The sequence below is a fragment of the Xanthomonas sp. NCPPB 901 genome, from assembly GCF_056725085.1.
Window position 1 is genome coordinate 875,242 of sequence record NZ_CM161511.1, and the last position, 19,282, is coordinate 894,523.

General features: G+C 68.5%; 17 protein-coding genes and 1 other RNA gene. 14 read left to right on the forward strand and 4 right to left on the reverse strand.

Features of this window, described 5'->3' with window-relative positions:
• Positions 1-22 precede the first annotated feature (22 nt).
• The 3 genes from AC1PME_RS03620 to AC1PME_RS03630 all read left to right on the forward strand — a co-directional run bounded on the left by AC1PME_RS03620 (position 23) and on the right by AC1PME_RS03630 (position 2,834).
• Positions 23-1,099, forward strand: a complete 1,077-nt coding sequence (locus AC1PME_RS03620) for a ferredoxin reductase (RefSeq protein WP_481097331.1) — start codon at positions 23-25, stop codon at positions 1,097-1,099.
• Between the two features lie 11 nt (positions 1,100-1,110).
• Positions 1,111-2,235, forward strand: coding sequence for a fatty acid desaturase family protein (locus tag AC1PME_RS03625; RefSeq protein ID WP_481097332.1), 1,125 nt, complete (start codon positions 1,111-1,113; stop codon positions 2,233-2,235).
• A 167-nt stretch (positions 2,236-2,402) separates the two neighbouring features.
• A complete protein-coding gene (locus AC1PME_RS03630) occupies positions 2,403-2,834 on the forward strand; it encodes a low affinity iron permease family protein (RefSeq protein WP_481097333.1) in 432 nt (143 codons plus the stop codon).
• 75 nt (positions 2,835-2,909) lie between these two features.
• Here AC1PME_RS03630 and AC1PME_RS03635 read toward each other — a convergent pair whose 3' ends face one another.
• Positions 2,910-3,137 carry a hypothetical protein gene (locus AC1PME_RS03635; RefSeq protein WP_481097334.1) on the reverse strand — a complete coding sequence of 76 codons (228 nt, stop codon included), beginning with the start codon at positions 3,135-3,137 and terminating at the stop codon, positions 2,910-2,912.
• 241 nt (positions 3,138-3,378) lie between these two features.
• On the opposite strand from AC1PME_RS03635, the gene poxB reads away from it, so the two are divergent.
• The 7 genes from poxB to AC1PME_RS03670 all read left to right on the forward strand — a co-directional run bounded on the left by poxB (position 3,379) and on the right by AC1PME_RS03670 (position 11,309).
• Positions 3,379-5,088 carry a ubiquinone-dependent pyruvate dehydrogenase gene (gene poxB, locus AC1PME_RS03640; protein ID WP_254461336.1) on the forward strand — a complete coding sequence of 570 codons (1,710 nt, stop codon included), beginning with the start codon at positions 3,379-3,381 and terminating at the stop codon, positions 5,086-5,088.
• A 38-nt stretch (positions 5,089-5,126) separates the two neighbouring features.
• Positions 5,127-5,201, forward strand: a non-coding RNA gene (locus tag AC1PME_RS03645) — sX9 sRNA.
• 81 nt (positions 5,202-5,282) lie between these two features.
• Positions 5,283-6,719, forward strand: a complete 1,437-nt coding sequence (locus AC1PME_RS03650) for a sensor histidine kinase (protein ID WP_481097335.1) — start codon at positions 5,283-5,285, stop codon at positions 6,717-6,719.
• A complete protein-coding gene (locus AC1PME_RS03655) occupies positions 6,704-8,047 on the forward strand; it encodes a sigma-54-dependent transcriptional regulator (protein ID WP_481097336.1) in 1,344 nt (447 codons plus the stop codon). The genes AC1PME_RS03650 and AC1PME_RS03655 overlap by 16 nt, the downstream gene beginning before the upstream one ends.
• A gap of 278 nt (positions 8,048-8,325) precedes the next feature.
• Positions 8,326-9,111: a hypothetical protein gene (locus tag AC1PME_RS03660; RefSeq protein WP_307548519.1), complete on the forward strand. Its 786-nt coding sequence runs from the start codon at positions 8,326-8,328 to the stop codon at positions 9,109-9,111.
• 99 nt (positions 9,112-9,210) lie between these two features.
• The gene (locus AC1PME_RS03665) at positions 9,211-9,894 is read left to right on the forward strand and encodes a hypothetical protein (protein WP_481097337.1); all 684 of its coding nucleotides are present in this window, start codon (positions 9,211-9,213) and stop codon (positions 9,892-9,894) included.
• Positions 9,895-10,043: 149 nt separating this feature from the next.
• Positions 10,044-11,309, forward strand: a complete 1,266-nt coding sequence (locus AC1PME_RS03670; protein ID WP_307548523.1) for an MFS transporter — start codon at positions 10,044-10,046, stop codon at positions 11,307-11,309.
• Between the two features lie 3 nt (positions 11,310-11,312).
• Here AC1PME_RS03670 and AC1PME_RS03675 read toward each other — a convergent pair whose 3' ends face one another.
• On the reverse strand, positions 11,313-12,296 hold the full coding sequence (locus tag AC1PME_RS03675; RefSeq protein WP_481097338.1) for an NAD(P)-dependent oxidoreductase: 984 nt from the start codon (positions 12,294-12,296) through the stop codon (positions 11,313-11,315).
• 361 nt (positions 12,297-12,657) lie between these two features.
• On the opposite strand from AC1PME_RS03675, the gene AC1PME_RS03680 reads away from it, so the two are divergent.
• The 4 genes from AC1PME_RS03680 to AC1PME_RS03695 all read left to right on the forward strand — a co-directional run bounded on the left by AC1PME_RS03680 (position 12,658) and on the right by AC1PME_RS03695 (position 16,652).
• Positions 12,658-12,930, forward strand: a complete 273-nt coding sequence (locus tag AC1PME_RS03680; RefSeq protein ID WP_254460335.1) for a type II toxin-antitoxin system TacA family antitoxin — start codon at positions 12,658-12,660, stop codon at positions 12,928-12,930.
• A 39-nt stretch (positions 12,931-12,969) separates the two neighbouring features.
• The gene (locus AC1PME_RS03685) at positions 12,970-13,407 is read left to right on the forward strand and encodes a GNAT family N-acetyltransferase (protein WP_307548528.1); all 438 of its coding nucleotides are present in this window, start codon (positions 12,970-12,972) and stop codon (positions 13,405-13,407) included.
• Between the two features lie 259 nt (positions 13,408-13,666).
• Complete coding sequence (locus tag AC1PME_RS03690) at positions 13,667-15,559, forward strand: PEP/pyruvate-binding domain-containing protein (RefSeq protein WP_307548530.1); 1,893 nt, start codon at positions 13,667-13,669, stop codon at positions 15,557-15,559.
• 112 nt (positions 15,560-15,671) lie between these two features.
• Entirely contained in the window at positions 15,672-16,652 is a 981-nt protein-coding gene (locus AC1PME_RS03695; RefSeq protein ID WP_481097339.1) for a DUF6896 domain-containing protein, read from the forward strand.
• Positions 16,653-16,891: 239 nt separating this feature from the next.
• On the opposite strand, the gene glgX is transcribed toward AC1PME_RS03695, so the two are convergent.
• Both glgX and AC1PME_RS03705 read right to left on the reverse strand, forming a co-directional pair.
• The gene (glgX, locus tag AC1PME_RS03700; protein WP_481097340.1) at positions 16,892-19,057 is read right to left on the reverse strand and encodes a glycogen debranching protein GlgX; all 2,166 of its coding nucleotides are present in this window, start codon (positions 19,055-19,057) and stop codon (positions 16,892-16,894) included.
• Between the two features lie 9 nt (positions 19,058-19,066).
• Positions 19,067-19,273, reverse strand: coding sequence for a DUF2934 domain-containing protein (locus AC1PME_RS03705; RefSeq protein ID WP_254460340.1), 207 nt, complete (start codon positions 19,271-19,273; stop codon positions 19,067-19,069).
• Between the last annotated feature and the right edge of the window lie 9 nt (positions 19,274-19,282).

Here is a 19,282-nt window from a genome sequence, read left to right on the forward strand (position 1 = left end):
CTGCGCCTGTATAGTGGACCCCATGAACGCTGCCCGCCGTCCCGCCAAGCTTCGCCCCGCTACCCGCGCCTTGCGCGCCTGGGTCAAGCCGGACGTGTTCGATTTCTGGTCCACCCGGCTGCATCCGCTGTGGACCTGGCAGCGTCCCCGCGCGCGCCTGGTGCAGCGCGAGGCCGCCAGCCGCGACGCGGTGACCCTGGTGCTGCAGCCCAACCGCCACTGGCGCGGGCTGCGCGCCGGCCAGCACGTGGAACTGGGCGTGGAGATCGACGGCCGCCGCCTGCTGCGCAGCTACAGCCCCACGCCGTTGCCGGGCGGGCGCCTGGCGATCACGGTCAAGACCGTCGACGGCGGCCGGGTCAGCCAGTACCTGGCCGGCGCCGCGCGTATCGGCGAAGTGTTCGAACTCGGCCAGGCCTATGGCGAGATGGTGCTGCCGACCGCGCCGCACGGCCGCTGGCTGTTGCTGGCCGCCGGCAGCGGCATCACCCCGATGCGCGCCTTGCTGCGGCAACTGGCCGATGCCGGCATGCCGGCCGACGTCGACCTGCTGTACTGGGCGCGGCGCCACGACCAGGTCTGCTTCCGCGAGGAACTGCAGGCGTTGGCCGCGGCGCATCCGCGCTTCCGCCTGCAGTTGGCCATCACCGGCGAGGGCGAAACGCCGGCGCCGCGCGTGGACATGCTGCCGCTGGAATCCCTGGGCAATCTGGAGCAGGCGCAGGTGCTGGCCTGCGGCCCGGGTGGCTTCGTGCAGTCCGCGCGTGCGCGCCTGCAGCATCGTGTGGCGCGCTTCCAGGCCGAAGCGTTCAGCGCGCCGCCGGCCCCGGCCGATGTCGAGCAGGGCACCGTAGCGGTGACCCTGGCGCGCAGCGGCCGCGTGCTGCAACTGCCGCGCGGCCAGTCGCTGCTCACCGCATTGGAAGCCGAAGGCCTGCGGCCCAAGCACGGCTGCCGCATGGGCATTTGCAACAGCTGCGCCTGCGGCAAACAGGCCGGCGTCACCCGCGATCTGCTCAGCGGCGCCCACGCCGCCGAACCCGGTTCGCTGAAGCTGTGCGTCAACAGCGCCAGCAGCGACCTGACCCTGGACCTCTGAAGGATTTCCCCATGGCGCTCCCCCGCAACCGCGCACTCACCCCGGCCGAACTGCAGGCCTTCGGCGACGAGCTGGATGCGCTGCGCACGCGCACGCTCGCCGACCTCGGCGCGCGCGATGCGCGCTACATCCGCCGCATCGTCGCCGCGGTGCGCTACACCGGCGTGGCCGGCCGCGCGCTGCTGTTCCTGGGCGCCTTCGTGCACAGCGTGCTGCTGCCGGCGTGGATCGCCGGCGTGCTGCTGCTGACCCTGTCCAAGATCCTGGAGAACATGGAGCTGGGTCACAACGTGATGCACGGCCAGTACGACTGGATGGGCGATGCGCACCTGAACGGCAACACCTACGAGTGGGACATCGTCGCCACCGGCGACAACTGGCGCAAGACGCACAACTTCAAGCACCACACCTACACCAACGTGCGCGGCTTGGACGACGACATCGGCTACGGCCTGCTGCGCATCTTCCCCGAGCAGCGCTGGCGTCCGTTCTACCTGGCGCAGCCGTTCATCGCGGTGGTGTTCGCGCTGCTGTTCGAATGGGGCGTGGCGATCCAGGACCTGCGCCTGGGCCGCTGGCTGGCCGGCAAGATGAAGCGCGGCGAATTGAAGCGGTCGTTCCTGCCGGTCGGGCGCAAGATGGGCCGGCAGATCTTCAAGGACTACATCCTGTTTCCGGCGCTGGCCGGGCCGTTCTTCCTGCCGGTGCTGCTGGGCAACCTGACCGCCAACGTGCTGCGCAGCATCTGGACCTTCGTGATCATCTTCTGCGGTCACTTCACCGCCGATGCCGAGACCTTCCCCAAGGACTCGATCAAGAACGAGTCGCGCGGGCACTGGTACCTGCGGCAACTGCGCGGTTCGTCCAACCTGGCCGGCGGCAAGCTGCTGAACGTGCTCTCGGGCAACCTCAGCCACCAGATCGAGCACCATTTCTTCCCGGACGTGCCGGCCAACCGCTACGCGGCGCTGGCGGTGCAGGTGCGCGAGATCTGCGCGCGCTACGGCCAGCACTACAACACCGGCTCGCTGCCCAAACAGTTCGGCCAGGTGGTGTGGCGGATCCTGCGCCATGCCTTCCCGAGCCGGCCGCGCCCGGTGCGCGCGCTGCAGGCGGCGACGCAGCAGGCCGGCTGAGCACTGCACGCAGGAACTCACAAAGGCGGGGGCGACCCCGCCTTTTTCGTTGGCTCCGCGCTGGCGCGGTGTGCACGTCTCGCTCACGGCGCGCTTCAGATCATCCGGAGCGCCTGCAGAGGCCGGCGGCTGTGGCGCAGGCATCTCCGGTTGCGCGAGGGCCTGCGATGAAACCTGCCAAACTGTTCAATGTCGTCGCCAAGAAGGCGTCCTATGCCGCCGGCACGCCATGGACGTTCTGCATCGCCGTGGCGATCGTGCTGATCTGGGGCCTCAGCGGGCCGGTGTTCGGCTTCAACGACACCTGGCAACTGGTCATCAACACCGGCACCACCATCATCACCTTCCTGATGGTGTTCCTGATCCAGCACACCCAGAACGCCGACACCGCGGCGATGCAGATCAAGCTCGACGAGCTGATCCGGGTCAGTGCCAAGGCCAACAACGAGCTGCTGGATCTGGAAGAGCTGGACGAGAAGCGGTTGGAAGAGATCCGCCGCCAGTACGAGGAACTGGCGCGCAAGGCCGGCGCGGAACTGCGCGCGCGCAACGCCCGCCACGGCGATGGCCGCGACACCCACGATCGCCTCGAAGGCTGAGCTGAAACCACGCGGCTGCCGACGGCGGGCGACGTGTCGGCCACGAGCGCGACACGCCGCTGCGCGCCGCAGGGATCAGGCCGGTACGGCGCCGTCCGGATCGTCCGTGCTGGCAGTGGTCGACGCGCGCTCGGCGGCCTGCAGGGTGTCGCCGTGCGGCGGCGTGGCGCGGCCGTCGTCGGGTTCGGCAGGCGGCATCGACGAGACGGTGTCGGAGAGCGGGGGTTGGCTCCGACGGCGATAGGCGCGGATCGCGGCGAAGGCCGTGCCGGCCAACGCCAGTTTCCAGAGTAGACCAGACATCGCGAGATTCCAGTGCGGAAGGAGCCGCCAGCGTCGGCCAGCGCGGGTGGCGCAGGCGTGCACGTCGCGTGCGTGCGGCGTGGTGCCGCCGGCGGGATGCGTTGCAACGCCAACCGCACCAGGCGCTGAACGAAGGCGAGGTGCGTGCCTGCATGCGCCATCGGCGCCACGCCTCGGTAACGCGCGCGGTGCGACCATGCCGCTCCCCACCCGGAGATAAGCGCGTATGTCCAAGCAGACCATGGCCCGCCTGCTCGCCGAAACCCTGCACAGCGCGGGCGTGGAGCGGATCTGGGGCGTCACCGGCGACAGCCTCAACGGCCTGACCGACGCGCTGCGGCAGATGGACAGCATCGAATGGATGCACGTGCGCCACGAGGAAGTGGCGGCCTTCGCCGCCGGTGCCGAAGCCGCGGTCAGCGGCAAGCTGGCGGTGTGCGCCGGCAGCTGCGGGCCGGGCAACCTGCACCTGATCAACGGGCTGTTCGATTGCCACCGCAGCCACCAGCCGGTGCTGGCCATCGCCGCGCATATCCCGTCCTCGGAGATCGGCCTGAGCTATTTCCAGGAGACGCATCCGCAGGAACTGTTCCGCGAGTGCAGCCACTATGTCGAACTGGTGACCAATCCGGCGCAGATGCCGGAGGTGCTGCAACGGGCGATGCGCACGGCGATCCTGCGCCGCGGCGTCGCCGTGGTGGTGATCCCCGGCGACGTCGCGCTGCAGGAGATGCCCAAGGGCACGCCGACGGCCTGGCCGGCGCTGGCTGCGCCGCGCATCCTGCCGGCCGACGCCGACGTGGCCACGCTGGCCGACCTGCTGCAGGCGAGCAAGGCCACCACCTTGCTGTGCGGCAGCGGCTGCGCCGGCGCGCACGACGAGGTGGTGGCGCTGGCCGATGCGCTCGGCGCGCCGATCGTGCACGCGCTGCGCGGCAAGGAACACGTGGAGTGGGACAACCCCTTCGACGTCGGCATGACCGGCCTGATCGGCTTCAGTTCCGGCTACCAGGCCATGCTCAATTGCGACACCTTGCTGATGCTCGGCACCGACTTCCCGTACCGGCAGTTCTATCCCAAGGACGCCACCATCGTGCAGGTGGACAACGACCCGGCCGCGCTGGGGCGGCGCACCCCGCTGCAGCTGGGCATCGCCGCCGACGTGCGCGAAACCATCGCCGCGCTGCTGCCGCGGTTGCAGCGGCGCGAGGACCGCGGCTTCCTGGAGAAGTCGCTGGCCCACTACCGCAAGGCGCGCGAGGGCCTGGACGACCTGGCGGTGGCCTCGGCGCCCGGCGAGCCGCTGCATCCGCAGTTCGTCACCCGCATGGTCGATGCGCTGGCCGACGCCGATGCGATCTTCACCTGCGACGTGGGCACGCCGACGGTGTGGGCGGCGCGCTACCTGACCATGAACGGCCAGCGCCGCCTGCTCGGGTCGTTCAACCACGGCTCCATGGCCAATGCGATGCCGCAGGCGCTGGGCGCGCAGGCGCAGTTCCCGCGCCGGCAGGTGATCTCGCTGTCCGGCGATGGCGGCTTCACCATGCTGATGGGCGATTTCATCACCCTGGCGCAACTGGGCCTGCCGGTGAAGGTGGTGGTCTACAACAACGGCTCGCTGGGCTTCGTGGCGATGGAGATGAAGTCGGCCGGTTACCTGGACACCGGCACCGATCTGAACAATCCGGACTTCGCGGCGATGAGCAATGCCATGGGCATCCTGGGCCTGCGCGTGGACGAATCGGCGCAACTGGAGCTGGCGTTGCGCGAAGCGTTCGCGCATCCCGGCCCGGCGCTGGTGGACGTGCGCGTGGCCAGCCAGGAGCTGGCGATCCCGCCGGCGGTCAAGCTGGAGCAGGCCAAGGGCCTGGGCCTGTACCTGCTGCGCGCGGTGATGAGCGGGCGCGGCGACGAGGTGCTGGAACTGGTCAAGACCAATCTGCGCTGAGCGCGGCCAGCGACACCGCGGCGCCGCCGGGCATCCGCATGGGCGGCTCGTACACTGCGGTTGCCGCGCGCCGTCCGAATCCCCTGGCATCTGCGCGCGCCGTTTCGCCAGTCACGCCGAGTCGCGACACCTCGGCGTCCCGGTTACGATCGCCGCGGTTCGCTCCGCCTCTTCCGTCGCGCCCAAGGTAGGCCATGCCCCGTTCGCTGTTGCGGCAACTGCTGCTGATCTGGATCGTGATCGCCGCCGCCTGCGTCGGCATGGCGGTGGTGCTGGTCGGGCTGTACCGGCACAGCGAGGGCGTGCGCAGCGAGCGCGCGCAGACCGGGCTGCGCGAGGTGTGCACGCGCATGGTGCAGCGCTACAACGGCGCCAGCGCCGCGGCCCACGGCAGCGACGGCACCGGCCTGGCCGCGGTAGTGTCGCAGTTGGTGCTGGCCGACGCCGCCGGCGTGGAAGGCGGCTTCTGGGACCGCCAGCGCGGCTTCGTCGCCTACGCCTATCCGACCTACGACGGCAGCGAGCACAAGACCGACGTGCCCTCGGCCGAGCGCAACGTCATCGTCGCCACCGCGCAGCGCGGGGTGGAGGCGCAGCATCCGGTGGACTATCGCCGCGACGGCCAGCGCGAGAGCCTGCTGATCGCGGCCTGCCCGCTGGACCGCACCGCCGCGGCCTGGGCCATGACCCGGGTCGCTTCCAGCGACGCCGCGGCCAGCCTGCCGCTGGCGCTGGGCCTGGCGCTGATCCTGGCGCTGGTGGTGGTCTCGGCGCTGGCGCTGGGGTGGGTGGTGCGGCGCTGGAGCCAGCGCCTGCAGGGCATCCAGCAGGCCCTGGCGACGCCGGCCGAGGTGCCGCAGATCCCGCGCACCGGCGCGCCGGAACTGGACCGGCTCGGCGCCGCGGTCACCGACTACGCGCAGCGCAGCGCGCAGGCGCTGGCCGAAGCCCGCCGGCTCGGCGAGGAACTGTCGCGGCACGAACGCCTGGCCGCGCTCGGGCGCATGACCGCGACCGTGGCGCACGAGATCCGCAACCCGATCGCGACCCTGCGCCTGGCGCTGGAAAACCAGATCGCCGCGCGCGCGGACGGTGTCGACGATGCCCAGGCGCAGCTGATGCTGGCGCAGATCCAGCGCCTGGACGGGGTGGTGGAAAGCCTGCTCGGCATGGTCCAGCCGATCCGCCTGCACCGGCAGACGGTGGACCTGCAGCCATGGCTGCAGGCACTGCTGGACCCGGCCGACTGGGACGGGCAGACGCCGCCGATCGCGTTGCGCCTGCAGGCGGCGCCGGCGCAATGGATGCTGGATCCGCAACAGGCCGCGCGCGCCCTGCACAACCTGCTGCGCAACGCCCTGCAGCACGCCACGCCCGGCACCGAGGTGACCCTGGCGGCGCAGGCCGAGGACGACCTGCTGCGCCTGCGCGTGCGCAACCAGGGCGCGCCGGTGCCGGCCCCGGTGGCCGCGCATCTGTTCGAGCCGTTCGCCAGCGGCCGCAGCGACGGTAACGGCCTGGGCCTGGCGCTGGTGCGCGAGATCGCCCGCGCCCATGGCGGCGAGGCGCACTACACGCATCGCGACGGCATCACCGAGTTCAGCCTGGAGCTGCCATGGCGCGCATCCTGATCATCGACGACGACCTGGCGTTCCTGAGTACCTTGCAGGCCACGCTGCGCTCGTTCGGCCACGAGGCGATCGCCATGGCCGACCCGCGCGAGGGCCTGGCGCGCCTGCGCGAGGGCGGCATCGACCTGGCCTTCGTCGACTTCCGCATGCCCGGCATGGACGGCATCGCGCTGATGCGCGCGCGCCAGGACGACGCGCAGGCGATGCGCGTGCCGTTGGTGATGCTCACCGCGCATGCATCCAGCGGCAACACCATCGAGGCGATGAAGCTCGGCGCCTTCGATCACCTGGTCAAGCCGGTGGGCCGCGCCGACATCGCCGAGGTGGTCGAGCGCGCACTGCGCAGCCGCGGCGACGCCGCGCCGGAGGCCGCACCGGCGATGCCGGCCGAGGAGGACGACGCGCTGCTCGGCCACAGCGCGGCGATGCGCACCGTGCACAAGCGCATCGGACTGGCCGCCGCTTCCGACCTGCCGGTGCTGATCACCGGCGAGACCGGCACCGGCAAGGAACTGGCGGCGCGTGCGCTGCACCGCGCCAGCGCCCGCGCCAAGCAGCCGTTCGTGGCGATCAATTGCGCCGCGATCCCCGCCGAGCTGATGGAGAGCGAACTGTTCGGCTACCGCAAGGGCGCGTTCTCCGGCGCGGTGAGCGACCGCAACGGCCTGATCCGCGACGCCGACGGCGGCACCCTGTTCCTCGATGAGATCGGCGACATGCCGTTGCCGATGCAGGCCAAGCTGCTGCGTTTCCTGCAGGAAGGCGAGGTCTCGCCGCTGGGCGGGCGCGGCGCGCAGAAGGTGGACGTGCGGGTGATCGCCGCCACCCACCGCGACCTGCTGCAGGCGGTGGACGCCGGGCGCTTCCGCAGCGACCTGCGCTACCGGCTCAACGTGGTGCCGATCGAACTGCCGCCGCTGCGTGAGCGCGGCGACGACATCCTGTTGCTCGCCCAGCACTTCCTCGCCGCCGGCGCCAGCGCGCCGCAGACCCTGTCTGCGGCGGCGCAGGCACGCCTGCGCGCCTATCCCTGGCCTGGCAACGTGCGCGAACTGCGCAACGCCATGCAGCGCTGCCAGGTGCTGGTGCGCGCGCCGGTGGTCGAGGCGCACGACCTGGACGAGCTGCTGGCGGCGTCGCCGCCGGCCGAGGCGCCGACGGCGCTGGAAACCGACGCGTTGACCCTGCCGCAGGCGATCGCGCAACTGGAACGGCAGATGATCCAGGCGGCGCTGTCGCAGGCCCACGGCAACCGCGCCGAGGCCGCACGCCGGCTCGGCATCCATCGCCAGCTGCTGTACCGCAAGCTCGACGAGTACGGGCTATAGGCGGCGCGTTGGCGCGCCGCCGGGGGTGGGGATTGGGGATTCGTCAAAGCGGGTGTCGTGGCCTGATGGCAGGCGCTTTTACGAATCCCCAATCCCAAATCCCCAATCCCTTTCCATCCACACCTGTCCGCAAAGCGGACAGGTGTGGATGGAAAGGAGACATCACCGAAGCCAGGTCGGCGCAAGATAGATTTAAAAATCAATGACTTAAAAGTTGGCACGGCCTCTGCACTATCTCTCCTGCGAGCGGCGCCCCCTTGCCGCTCAGGAGAACGTCCATGATCCGTCGTAGCGCACTCGCTCTGTCCCTGGTGCTGGCCACCGCCGCTGCCGCTGCCACCGCGCAGGTGCCGGCGCCGCCCGCACCTCCCGCCCCGCCGGCGCCCGGCAGCGTTCCGGCACCGCCGCCGCCGCCCGCGCCCCTTGTTGCGGCCACGCCGGTGCGCGTGGACGGCACCGTCGAGCGCTTCATGCTCAACCCCAACGGCGACGTCGATGGTCTGTGGCTGATGGACGGCACCCAGGTGAGCTTCCCGCCGCACCTGTCGGCCGACCTGCAGGCCGCGGTGCGCCGTGGCGATGCGGTGTCGGTGCAGGGCTATCGCCTGGGCAGCCTGCCGCTGCTGCAGGCCAGCACCATCACCGCGCGCCGCAGCGGCAAGCAGGTGGTCGACCGCCCGCCGAACCCGATGACGCCGCCGCCGGCGCCCCCGGCACCGCCGGCCCTGACCCCGCTGCAGGCCGATGGCCGCATCGAGCGGCTGGTCTATGGTCCGCGCGGCGACACCGCCGGCGTGCTGCTCAGCGACGGCACCGTGGTGCGCATGCCGCCGCCCGCCGCCCTGCAGTACAGCGAACTGCTGCGGCCCGGTGCGCGTCTGAGCGTCAACGGCTTCGGCGTGCTGACCCAGGTTGGCCGCTCGGTGGAAGCCACCCAGATCGGCCGCGATCGCAATTCGTTGCAGGCCGTGTTCGCGCCGCCGGCCCCGCCTGCGCCTCCGGCTGCGCCGCCGCCGGGCGCGCCGGGTGCGCCGGCCGCCCCGCCGCCGCCGGCACCGCGCTGATCCAGGCGCTGCCACATCGCGCCTGACCCATGCGCCCGCCGTTCGCGGCGGGCGCTGCCGGCCCCCGCCGGCATCCCCCTTGTTCGTCTGGAGAATGCAATGCATTGGGTCGATCCCGATTCCCTGCCGGAAACCCGCGGCACGCTCGCGCGCTTCCTGCTCAACCCCAAGGCCGACGTCGACGGCCTGCTGTTCGACGATGGCACCGAAGTGCACACCCCGCCGCACCTGTCGGCGCAACTGCTGAAGGCGCTGCGTCCGGGCGCCGGCCTCGGCGTGCGCGGGCTCAAGTCGCGCGGTGCCGACGTGCTGGTGGCGCTGGCGGTCGATCCCGACGGCGCCGAGCGCATCGTCGACGAAGGTCCGCATGCCGCGCCCCACGCGCCGAAGCCCAAGCCGCCGGCCACGCCCAAGCCCGCGCAGGACGCGGTGCGCCACGCCGGCACCATCGCGCGCCTGCTGCACGGCCCGCACGGGCAGGTGCATGGCGCGCTGCTGGAGGATGGGCTGATCGTGCGCTTCCCGCCGCACGCGGTGCCGGAGCCGGCGCACTGGCTGGCCGCCGGCAAGCCGCTGGCGGCGGAAGGCGAGCGGCTGGCGTCCGCGCATGGCCAGGTGCTGCACGCGCAGGCGCTGGGCGCCAGCGCCGCGACGCTGCAGCCGTTGCCGCCGAAGCCGAAGCCGCCCAAGCCTCATCACAAGCCGTTGCACGCGCATGCGGATGATGCGGCGCCGAAGCATGGGCCCAAGGCGAAACCGAAGCCCAAGCCGAAGTCCCACTAAGTCCCACGTCGTCGCGGCGGTGCGCCTCGGGCCACCGCCGCGGCTGTGTTCCCACCGCCTCTCCAGGACACCGTCATGCCGCCCGTCGCGCCTGCGCAGCACCACGATTTCCTGCGACTGTCGCCGCGCCCGCGGTCGGCGGTGCGCGCATGAGCGGCGCCGGTCCAGGCCCGCGCCAGCGCCCGCGCGGCACGCGTGCGCTGGAAGCGCTCAACTTCACCATGGCCGACGTGCAGGACGGACTCGGCCCGTTCCTGAGCGTGTTCCTGCAATCCAAGGGCTGGTCGCTGGGCGCGATCGGTTCGGTGATGACCGCCGGCGGCATCGTCGGCATGCTCGCCACCACCCCGGGCGGCGCGCTGGTCGATGCGACCAAGCGCAAGCGCAGCATCGTGGTGGTCGGCTGCAGCATGATCCTGCTGGCCTCGGCGCTGCTGTGGTGGTCGCCGACGCTGCCGGGCGTCATCGCCGCGCAGGTGATGACCGCGCTCGCCGCCGCGGCGCTGGGGCCGGCGCTGTCCGGCATCACCCTGGGCCTGGTGCGGCAGGCCGGCTTCGATCACCAGATCGCGCGCAACCAGGTCGGAAGCCATGCCGGCAACGTGGTGGCCGCGGCGCTGGCCGGCGTGCTCGGCTGGAAATTCGGTTTCGGCGCGGTGTTCGTGCTGACCGGCTGCTTCGGCGTGCTGGCGATCGTCTCGGTGTTGATGATCCCGCGCGATGCGATCGATCATCGCGCCGCGCGCGGCATGGCCGACGCGGACGACGCCAACGCTGCGCACGTCAGTGGCTGGTCGGTGCTGCTGACCTGCAAGCCGTTGCTGGTGCTGGCCGCGGCGCTGGCGCTGTTCCACCTCGGCAATGCGGCGATGCTGCCGCTGTACGGCATGGCGGTGGTGGCCGCGCACCAGGGCGATCCGAACGCGCTGACCGCCACCACCATCATCGTCGCCCAGGCCACCATGGTGCTGGCCTCGCTGCTGGCGATGCGCCTGATCCGCGTGCGCGGGCACTGGTGGGTGCTGCTGCTGACCTTCCTGGCGCTGCCGCTGCGCGGGCTGATCGCCGCCAGCGTCATCCACACCTGGGGCGTGTTCCCGGTGCAGATCCTCGACGGCGTCGGCGCCGGCCTGCAGAGCGTGGCGGTGCCGGCGCTGGTGGCGCACCTGCTGCAGGGCACCGGCCGGGTCAACGTGGGGCAGGGTGCGGTGATGACGATGCAGGGCGTCGGCGCGGCGCTGAGCCCGGCGCTGGGCGGCTGGATCGCGCAGGGGTTCGGCTACCGCGCCGCGTTCCTGCTGCTGGGCGGCATTTCGTTGCTGTCGCTGGCCTTGTGGGTGGGCATGCGCAAGCACCTGGTGACGGCGAAGCGCGACCGCGCAGCCGACGAACCGGTACCGCCGCTGCCGGCCTAGTTCTCAGCCCGGCGCGACGCCGGGCACCACCTCGCAGGCGATGCCAGCGTCGGTCAACTGCGCCGCCAGCGCCGCATGCGGCGGCTGCCGGAACGCATCGCCCGGCAGCAGGCTGACCACGCGCTGCCCGGCCTGCGCCTGTTCGACCAGTAGCGCCAGGTGCGCGGCCGGATCGTCCGGCAATGGCTGGCGGCTGGCATCGCGGCGCGCCAGGCTCAGCACCGCCGCGCTCACCTGGGCACCGCACAGCAGCAGGTCGGCCTGGTTGAGCGCCCGCAGCGCCTTCAGCGTCAACGCGCCGGGGTCGCCGGTGCCGGTGCCGACCAGCCACACGCTGCCCTGCCGCGGTACCGCGTCGCTGTGTTGCAGGCTGTCGGCGAAGGCCTGTTCGGCGGCGTCGCGCTGGCCGCTCTGCAGCAGCGTCTGTACCGGTCCTTGCAGTATCTGTTCGAACCAGCGCCGGCGCTGCGGCAGGTCCGGCAGGCGCGCGCGGATCGCCGCGCGGTGGCGCGCGAACAATTGCGCCAGTTCGGCGTAGGAATGGTCCAGTTCGGTTTCCCAGCGCTCGCGCAGGCGCCGCGCCAGCATCGGCGCCGCGCCGCTGGAGGAGATCGCGATCAACAGCGGATCGCGGTCGATGATCGCCGGCACCTGGAACGTCGACAGCGCGGCGTCGTCCACAACGTTGACCCACTTGCGCCGCGCCCCGGCCTGTTCGGCCAGTTGCCGGTTGAACGCGTCGTCGTCGGTGGCCGCCACCACCAGCCAGGCGGCGTCCAGCCACTGCGGATCGAAGGCGCCGTCGGCGCTCTGCAACCGGCCCTGCGCCAGCCACTGCGCCACCGTGGCATTGAGCGCGTGCGCGTAGACCAGCACGTCGGCGCCGGCGTGCAGCAGCGCCTCGATCTTGCGCATCGCCACCTCGCCACCGCCCACCACCAGCACGCGGCGTCCGGCCAGGTCGGCGAACAGGGGATATAGCGGCATGTGGGTTCCTTGGCTGGGGTGGCTCGTGGCCGTCATGGTGCATGCCACCATCCGGTGGCGCCAACCCCTGGTTCGCGGTGTGGGCCGCGGTGAGCAACGATACGGAAAGCCGATTGGCAATGGCGCCAGGCGCTACTGCTGTCAGGTGAACTGGATGCCGCGTGCGCCCTCGCCAGTCTTGTCTCGGCTGAAGGTGCCGGATGGATGGGATGCGCGCAAATTAGAGTCTCGTGCGGCAGATGAATGCGCCCAGGCAGGCTGCTTGAGTTGCCTTTTAGGTGTATGTACAGTGTATATACATCCATTGCATCAGAGCCGTGCTGTCCCGCCTTGGGGGCACGCCAGGGCAGGAGAACACGCCATGAGTAGTGCCGCCAGCAAGATCATCAATTTCCGAGCGCCAGCGGCCAAGCAAGCATTGATCGATCAGGCTGCGCAACTGAGTGGCATGAACCGGACCGAGTTCATTCTTGAAGCCGCCTGCGAGAAGGCGCGTCAGGTCCTGTTGGACCAGACCCGCTTTACGCTGAGCCCACAGGGTCTGCGGCGTTTCAATGCGATGCTCGATGCCCCACTGGAGCAGAATGCGCCGCTCCGCCGCTTGTTGGCGACGCCCGCGCCCTGGGAGCGCTGAGCGTTGCTTGCTGCGCCTTGTCCGCTTGAGAAACGGCATTTGCTTGACGAGTTCGCTTGCAGCGCACCAGAACTGAGCAAATGGTTGCGGGAGCGTGCGTTGCAGAACCAGGCCTCCAACGCCTCACGATGCTTCGTCGTCTGCGATCGGGAAGAGCGCGTTGTGGGTTACTACGCGTTGGCCGCCGGTGCAGTCAGCCACGAAGAAGCGCCAGGCCGTATTCGTCGCAACATGCCTAAAGCGATTCCAGTCATTGTCCTTGGGCGCTTGGCCGTACATGCCGATTGGGTCGGTCAGGGCATCGGCACCGGTTTGCTGAAAGATGCCGTGCAACGCGCGCTGCAGGTGGGCGAACACATCGGCGCCCGCGCGTTGCTGTGCCACGCCATCGACGATGCAGCGAAGGCGTTCTATCTGAAGCACGGCTTCTTCGCCTCGCCGATCCATGCCATGACGGTCATGCTGCCGTTGGCGTGATGCACGATGCCCGCGCTTTTTTCCCGGGGCACTGTGCTTCGCATTGCTTCTACATGATCTAGTCGACTGTCGCGGCATCACTTGACCGCGCCGCGCCACGGCAAAGACAGCTAGCCCACTGCTGAAACGGCTGGCGTATGATCCGCACTCTTCGCCCTCCCGAACCGGCATCATGGATCGAGCCCGTCCGCCGCTTGACTGGACACGCGTGTCGGCGTGGGTTTTTCTTGCCGCGCTGCTGTGGTGCATGGCGCCCGCCATGGCGCAGACCGCGCGCAAGCCCTCGGCCTACGAGCAACGCCCAGGTCGCGATGGCGTCGCGCAGCCGGCGACGGGGCCGGATTCCCTGTCACGCCTCGACAGCCGCGTGCAGTTCCTGCAGTTCGCGCGGGTCTACGACGCCGGCACCGCGCTGGAACTGCCGCATCTGCTGTTCGTGATCGACCGGCAGCAGGGCGGGCGCGTCTATTACCTCAACACCCTGCGGTTCGCGTTGCACGAACAGTTCGTGCGCCAGCGTCTGGCGCCGGGCATGGGCAAGGCGGCGCTCAAGGCGCAGTACCGCGATCCGCAGCGGCGCTTCCTGTTCGGCACCCTGAGCTGGCACCAGGATCTGCCGGGCTATACCTATGAGTTCTGGGAGGGCGACGTCCTCACCGCGCCTTTGTTGCAGCAGACCGATGCGGCTTTGCGTGGCTCGTTCTACGACGCGCTAAGGTTCAAGACCAATTCCACGCTGCAAGAGCAACTAGCCAATAGCGCCGGCCTGGCGTTCGTCACCCAGGAGGCGCTGCTGCGCGAGCAGCGCTTCCTGCCGTTGAACACCGGCCGTGCCGAGGGGCGGCTGCGCATCGTGCGCTTGCAGGCGCAGTTCCGCACGCTGTCGCCGCGCGATATCCCGGTGCTGGACGAGGTGCCGATCGCGCTGGCGCCGGTGGCCGGGTTGGTCACGCAGCGTCCGTCTACGCTGTTGTCGCACGTCAACCTGCTGGCCAAGGGCTGGGGCATTCCCAACGTGTACGTGCGCGATGCGCAGGCGGCGTTGCGCCAGTACGACGGCCGCTGGGTGCGACTGGACGTCACCCACAATGACTACCGGGTGACGCCGCTGGCGGGTCCGCCGGCGGCCGCACCCGCCGCCGTCCCACGCACCGCGGCCCCCATGCTGCCGCGTTCGAACCTGAGCGTGGCCGTACTCAAGCCATTGGCGGTGCTGCGCGCCCGCGACAGCCGCGCCTGCGGAAGCAAGGCGGCTAATCTCGGCACGCTGAAAGCGGTGCTGCCGCCGGCCGCGCGCGTTCCGGATGGCTTCTGCGTTCCGTTCGCGTTCTACCAGGCAACGATGCAACGCCTGCAGGTCGACCAGCGCCTGCGCGACCTGCAGCGCCGGCCCGGCTTCGCCACCGACGCGGACGTGCGCCGCACCGCGCTGGCCGCGTTGCGCGCCGAGATCGCCGACGCCGCGCCCGATCCCGCCTTCGTGCGCGCGCTGGAGGCGCAGTGGCGCGATCAGTTGCATGGCGCCGGCGTGTTCGTGCGCAGTTCGTCCAACTCCGAGGATCTGCCCGGTTTCAGCGGCGCGGGCCTGTACACCACCGTGCCCAACGTCACCCGCGCCGATGCGTTGGCCAAGGCCGTGCAGACGGTGTGGGCGTCGGTGTACAACTTTGAGGCCTACGAAGCGCGCGCCGCCGCCGGCCTGCCGCAGAACGCGGTGGCCATGGCGGTGCTGGTGCAACTGGCGGCGCCGTCCGACAGTTCCGGGGTGATGATCACCCGCGACCCGTTCGATGCCGCGCGCCGCCATGTCACTTACATCTCGGCCAAGCGCGGCCTGGGCATTCGCGTGGTCGAGGGCAAGCGCCAGGCCGAGCAGGTGATGTATTCGAGCTGGTCCAAGGCGGTGCAGGTGCTGAGCCGCTCGGCCGAGGACACCCAACTCGTGGCCAACGCCGCTGGCGGCGTGCGCGAAGTGCCCATCACCGGCACCCACCAGGTACTGACCGACGCCCTCATCGCGCGACTGGCCAAGGTCGGCGCGGTGACCAAGCAGGCGCTGGGTGGCGTGGATCAGGACATCGAATGGGCTGTGGTCGGCGACGAGGTGCTGGTGTTGCAGGCGCGGCCGTATGTGGATCGAGGTGCGCGCTAGGTGAGCATCACGCTACAAATCGATGTCTACTCTGGGGAGTAGCAGTTCAGGACACGATTTGGATGGACTGACGCTTATGCTTATTTTTGAAGATTAAAGGGACGTCACATCTGTGAAAAAGCAACTGGCTCGCCTGATTCAGGATTATCAAGCGAAGGTCCATGAGGCTTTGGTGCTTATGCATAGGTCTGGCATTCCAATGCCTGATTCGAGGGATGGGTGGATTGAATTAAATATTCCTCAGGCAGGTCTGTTGGATGGTGGTATCGCTTACTTCAAGCATGGTGCTGGATGCAAGGTCTATCTTGCCGATGGAGCGGTTGATTTTGATTTTGGAGATCTTGGGGAAATTGATGGATTTGATGCTTGGCGTCTTTCTATGTTTTCCAAGAGAAATTTTTCGGAATATGGATTCAAGGATCAGAATGATCTTGAGAGATGTTTTGAAGCGTCTGTCGCTGAAGGATACTTGGTTTGCTCTAGGGGCGTTTTATTCTATATAAGCGATGTTGCGCATGTGTTCGCTGTTGACATTGATGCCAGATTGCCAGGGGATACCCTGCCTCCTCGAAATCTAGATAGTGTGCTGTTGCTTAGTGATGATTATTTTCAAGTGGCTGATTTAATGTTTTTGAATTGCGGTAAACTGCTCCGCAAATGGGATAGGGATGGCCATTTGAGTGGTGAGAGGTTAATTGATGCGCGGATATATTTGCGTTCTTGGTTGGGTTTTCTTGCCGTGACTTGTGAGGGATTTGAGAGTCTCGGAATGCGTCGGCTGCTGCGGGATGAGCGTCCCTTGTCGTTCGGGGAGTTGACGACGAAAAGCGATGCTGTAGGGAGTCTTATTAAAGAACATCGAAAACCTCTTTGGGAACTGCGAAATAAGACCTTTCATCTACGAAAAGATGCAGATGCTATACGCAAATTTTTACTTCCTGGTGCAGGCAGGATTCCATGGGCGCGTGAGTTGCATCAAGCGTTCAAAGAATTTTTTTCTAATTATCGCGTCGAGTGCGAAGTCCATTACATTTTAAATGGACGAAGGGGTGAGGTTTCTTTAAAGTCGCTGCCTCATAAAAGACGACAATGAATTCGTCAAAGGTAATATTTTTTTTGTAATTTCAAGAGCTAAGCTGAAGTGCAGGAAGGAAATGTTTAGCGGAAGCAGTGAATTGTCTTTTAGTGCTGTCGCAGCGGTGCATCTATTTTATGGTGCTGCAATTTTCAAAATTATGGGTCTCGGTAACTCTTGTAAGCTTAGACGGTAAGTAGGAGGCGCTTCAGCCTTGACTAGAAGTACTGTGCAGATCGACGGCTGCTCCCGCCACCTCAGACCGCTGGCGCATCCGCATTCTGGTGATGCGCCGGCGCGGACTTGTTGTCGCGCTCGGCCGCCAGCAGGGTCAGCGAGCGGCCGATGCCGTGCCACTGCGAGCCGCCGGGCAGGCCGTGTTCACCATTGCGCTCGGCGGTGTCGATCAGCACGCGCCAATGTTCGCCTTCGACCAGCGGCAGGGTGAACGGCACGTCCTCGACCGCGCCGTTGACGATCATCAGCAGGGTCACGTTGGAGGCGGCCTGGCGCAGGCCGCTGGACGGGGCGCGGCCGTCCAGGCGCATCATCAACGCGCGGGCGTGCGGGTCGTGCCAGGAGGCTTCGGTCATTTCCTCGCCGTCCGGGGCCAGCCAGGTCACGTCCTTGATGCCCAGTTCCTCGTCGTAGACGCCATCGAAGAAGCGCGCGCGGTGCAGCAGCGGGTAGTGCGCGCGCAGGTGGGTCAGGCGCGAGACGAAGGCGCTGAGCTGGTGCGCGCGCGGGCCGGCTTCCCAGTTCAGCCAAGTCAGTTCGTTGTCCTGGCAGTAGGTGTTGTTGTTGCCGCCCTTGCTGCGGCCGAACTCGTCGCCGGCCAGCAGCATCGGCGTGCCCTGCGAGAGCAGCAGGGTGGCCAGCATGTTGCGCATCTGCCGCAGGCGCAGGGCGTTGATCTGCTCGTCGTCGGTCTCGCCTTCCACGCCGTAGTTGGCGGAAATGTTGTTGTCCGAGCCGTCGCGGTTGTGCTCGCCGTTGGCCTCGTTGTGTTTGTGCGCGTAGCTGACCAGGTCGTGCAGGGTGAAACCGTCGTGGGCGGTGACGAAGTTGACCGAGGCGGTGGGGCGGCGGCCGCGGTGGTTGAACAGGTCGGCCGAGCCGGTCAGGCGCGTGGCCAGTTCGGCGAGCTGGCCTTCGTCGCCGCGCCAGAACGCGCGCACGTTGTCGCGGAACTTGTCGTTCCACTCCGACCAGCCCGGCGGGAAACCGCCGACCTGGTAGCCGCCGGGGCCGACGTCCCACGGCTCGGCGATCAGCTTGACCTGGCTCAGCAGCGGGTCCTGGCGGCAGGCGTCGAGGAAGCCGCCCTTGGGGTCGAAGCCGTGGTGCTCGCGGCCGAGGATGGTGGCCAGGTCGAAGCGGAACCCGTCCACGTGCATCTCCGACACCCAGTAGCGCAGGGAGTCGTTGACCATGCGCAGCGCGCCGGCATTGGTCAGGTCGAAGGTATTCCCGGTGCCGGTGTCGTTGATGTAGAAGCGGCGGTCCTCGGCCAGGCGGTAGTAGCTGGCGTTGTCGATGCCCTTGAACGACAGCGTCGGCCCCAGTTCGTTGCCTTCGGCAGTGTGGTTGTAGACCACGTCCAGGATCACTTCCAGCCCGGCGCTGTGCAGCCGCGCCACCATCTGCTTGAACTCGGACACCGTGCGCGTGGCCATGTAGCGCGGGTGCGGGGCGAAGAAGCCGATGGTGTTGTAGCCCCAGTAGTTGCGCAGGCTCTGCTTGAGCAGGTACTCATCGTCGACGAAGGCGTGCACGGGCAGCAGTTCCACCGCGGTCATGCCCAGGCGCTTGATGTGTTCGACCACCTCGTCCACCTTCAGCCCGGAGAAGGTGCCGCGCCAGGCGTCAGGCACCGAGGGGTGGCGCATGGTGGTGCCGCGCAGGTGGGTCTCGTAGATCACCGTGCTGTCCCACGGCGTCTGCGGGCGCTGGTCCTTGCCCCAGGTGAAGGCCGGATCGATCACCGCGCACTTGGGCATGTAGGCGGCGCTGTCGCGGCGGTCGAAGCTGAGGTCGGCATCCTTGTGGCCGATGGTGTAGCCGAACAGGGCCGGCGCCCATTTCAGTTCGCCGACCAGTTGCTTGGCGTAGGGATCGAGCAACAGCTTGTTGGGATTGAAGCGGTGCCCGGCGTCGGGCGCGTACGGGCCGTACACGCGGTAGCCGTAGAGCTGGCCCGGGCGCGCGTCGGGCAGGTAGCCGTGCCAGATCTCGTCGGTGTACTCGGGCAGCGCGATGCGTTCGATCTCGCGGCCGCGATCGTCGAACAGGCACAGTTCGACCTTGGTGGCGTGCGCCGAGTACAGGGCGAAGTTCACCCCCAGGCCATCCCAGTTCGCCCCCAGCGGATACGGCAGGCCCTCGCGGATACGCGAACGGCGGGTGAGCTTGCGCACGGGCATGAAGGATCCTTAGGAAGACGTGCTGCCGCTACCGGCGCTGCGTCGCGTTTGCGGCGGCGGCAGCGCGTCGGCATCGGCTTCGGCGGCCGCTTCCGCGTCCACCAGGCGTTCGGCCATGGCCCAGTGGCGGGCGGCGTGGCCGTCGGGTCGCCCTTCGGCTTCCCAGATTTCGTGTGCGAGTTGGCGGATGCGGCGTTGGCGTGTTTCTGCGTCCATGGCTTCTTG

Coding starts and splice junctions, on each gene's coding strand:
- AC1PME_RS03620 (WP_481097331.1), top strand. CDS start 23: ATGAACGCTGCCCGCCGTCCCGCCAAGCTTCGCCCCGCTACCCGCGCC.
- AC1PME_RS03625 (WP_481097332.1), top strand. CDS start 1,111: ATGGCGCTCCCCCGCAACCGCGCACTCACCCCGGCCGAACTGCAGGCC.
- AC1PME_RS03630 (WP_481097333.1), top strand. CDS start 2,403: ATGAAACCTGCCAAACTGTTCAATGTCGTCGCCAAGAAGGCGTCCTAT.
- AC1PME_RS03635 (WP_481097334.1), bottom strand. CDS start 3,137: ATGTCTGGTCTACTCTGGAAACTGGCGTTGGCCGGCACGGCCTTCGCC.
- poxB (WP_254461336.1), top strand. CDS start 3,379: ATGGCCCGCCTGCTCGCCGAAACCCTGCACAGCGCGGGCGTGGAGCGG.
- AC1PME_RS03650 (WP_481097335.1), top strand. CDS start 5,283: ATGCCCCGTTCGCTGTTGCGGCAACTGCTGCTGATCTGGATCGTGATC.
- AC1PME_RS03655 (WP_481097336.1), top strand. CDS start 6,704: ATGGCGCGCATCCTGATCATCGACGACGACCTGGCGTTCCTGAGTACC.
- AC1PME_RS03660 (WP_307548519.1), top strand. CDS start 8,326: ATGATCCGTCGTAGCGCACTCGCTCTGTCCCTGGTGCTGGCCACCGCC.
- AC1PME_RS03665 (WP_481097337.1), top strand. CDS start 9,211: ATGCATTGGGTCGATCCCGATTCCCTGCCGGAAACCCGCGGCACGCTC.
- AC1PME_RS03670 (WP_307548523.1), top strand. CDS start 10,044: ATGAGCGGCGCCGGTCCAGGCCCGCGCCAGCGCCCGCGCGGCACGCGT.
- AC1PME_RS03675 (WP_481097338.1), bottom strand. CDS start 12,296: ATGCCGCTATATCCCCTGTTCGCCGACCTGGCCGGACGCCGCGTGCTG.
- AC1PME_RS03680 (WP_254460335.1), top strand. CDS start 12,658: ATGAGTAGTGCCGCCAGCAAGATCATCAATTTCCGAGCGCCAGCGGCC.
- AC1PME_RS03690 (WP_307548530.1), top strand. CDS start 13,667: ATGGCGCAGACCGCGCGCAAGCCCTCGGCCTACGAGCAACGCCCAGGT.
- glgX (WP_481097340.1), bottom strand. CDS start 19,057: ATGCCCGTGCGCAAGCTCACCCGCCGTTCGCGTATCCGCGAGGGCCTG.
- AC1PME_RS03705 (WP_254460340.1), bottom strand. CDS start 19,273: ATGGACGCAGAAACACGCCAACGCCGCATCCGCCAACTCGCACACGAA.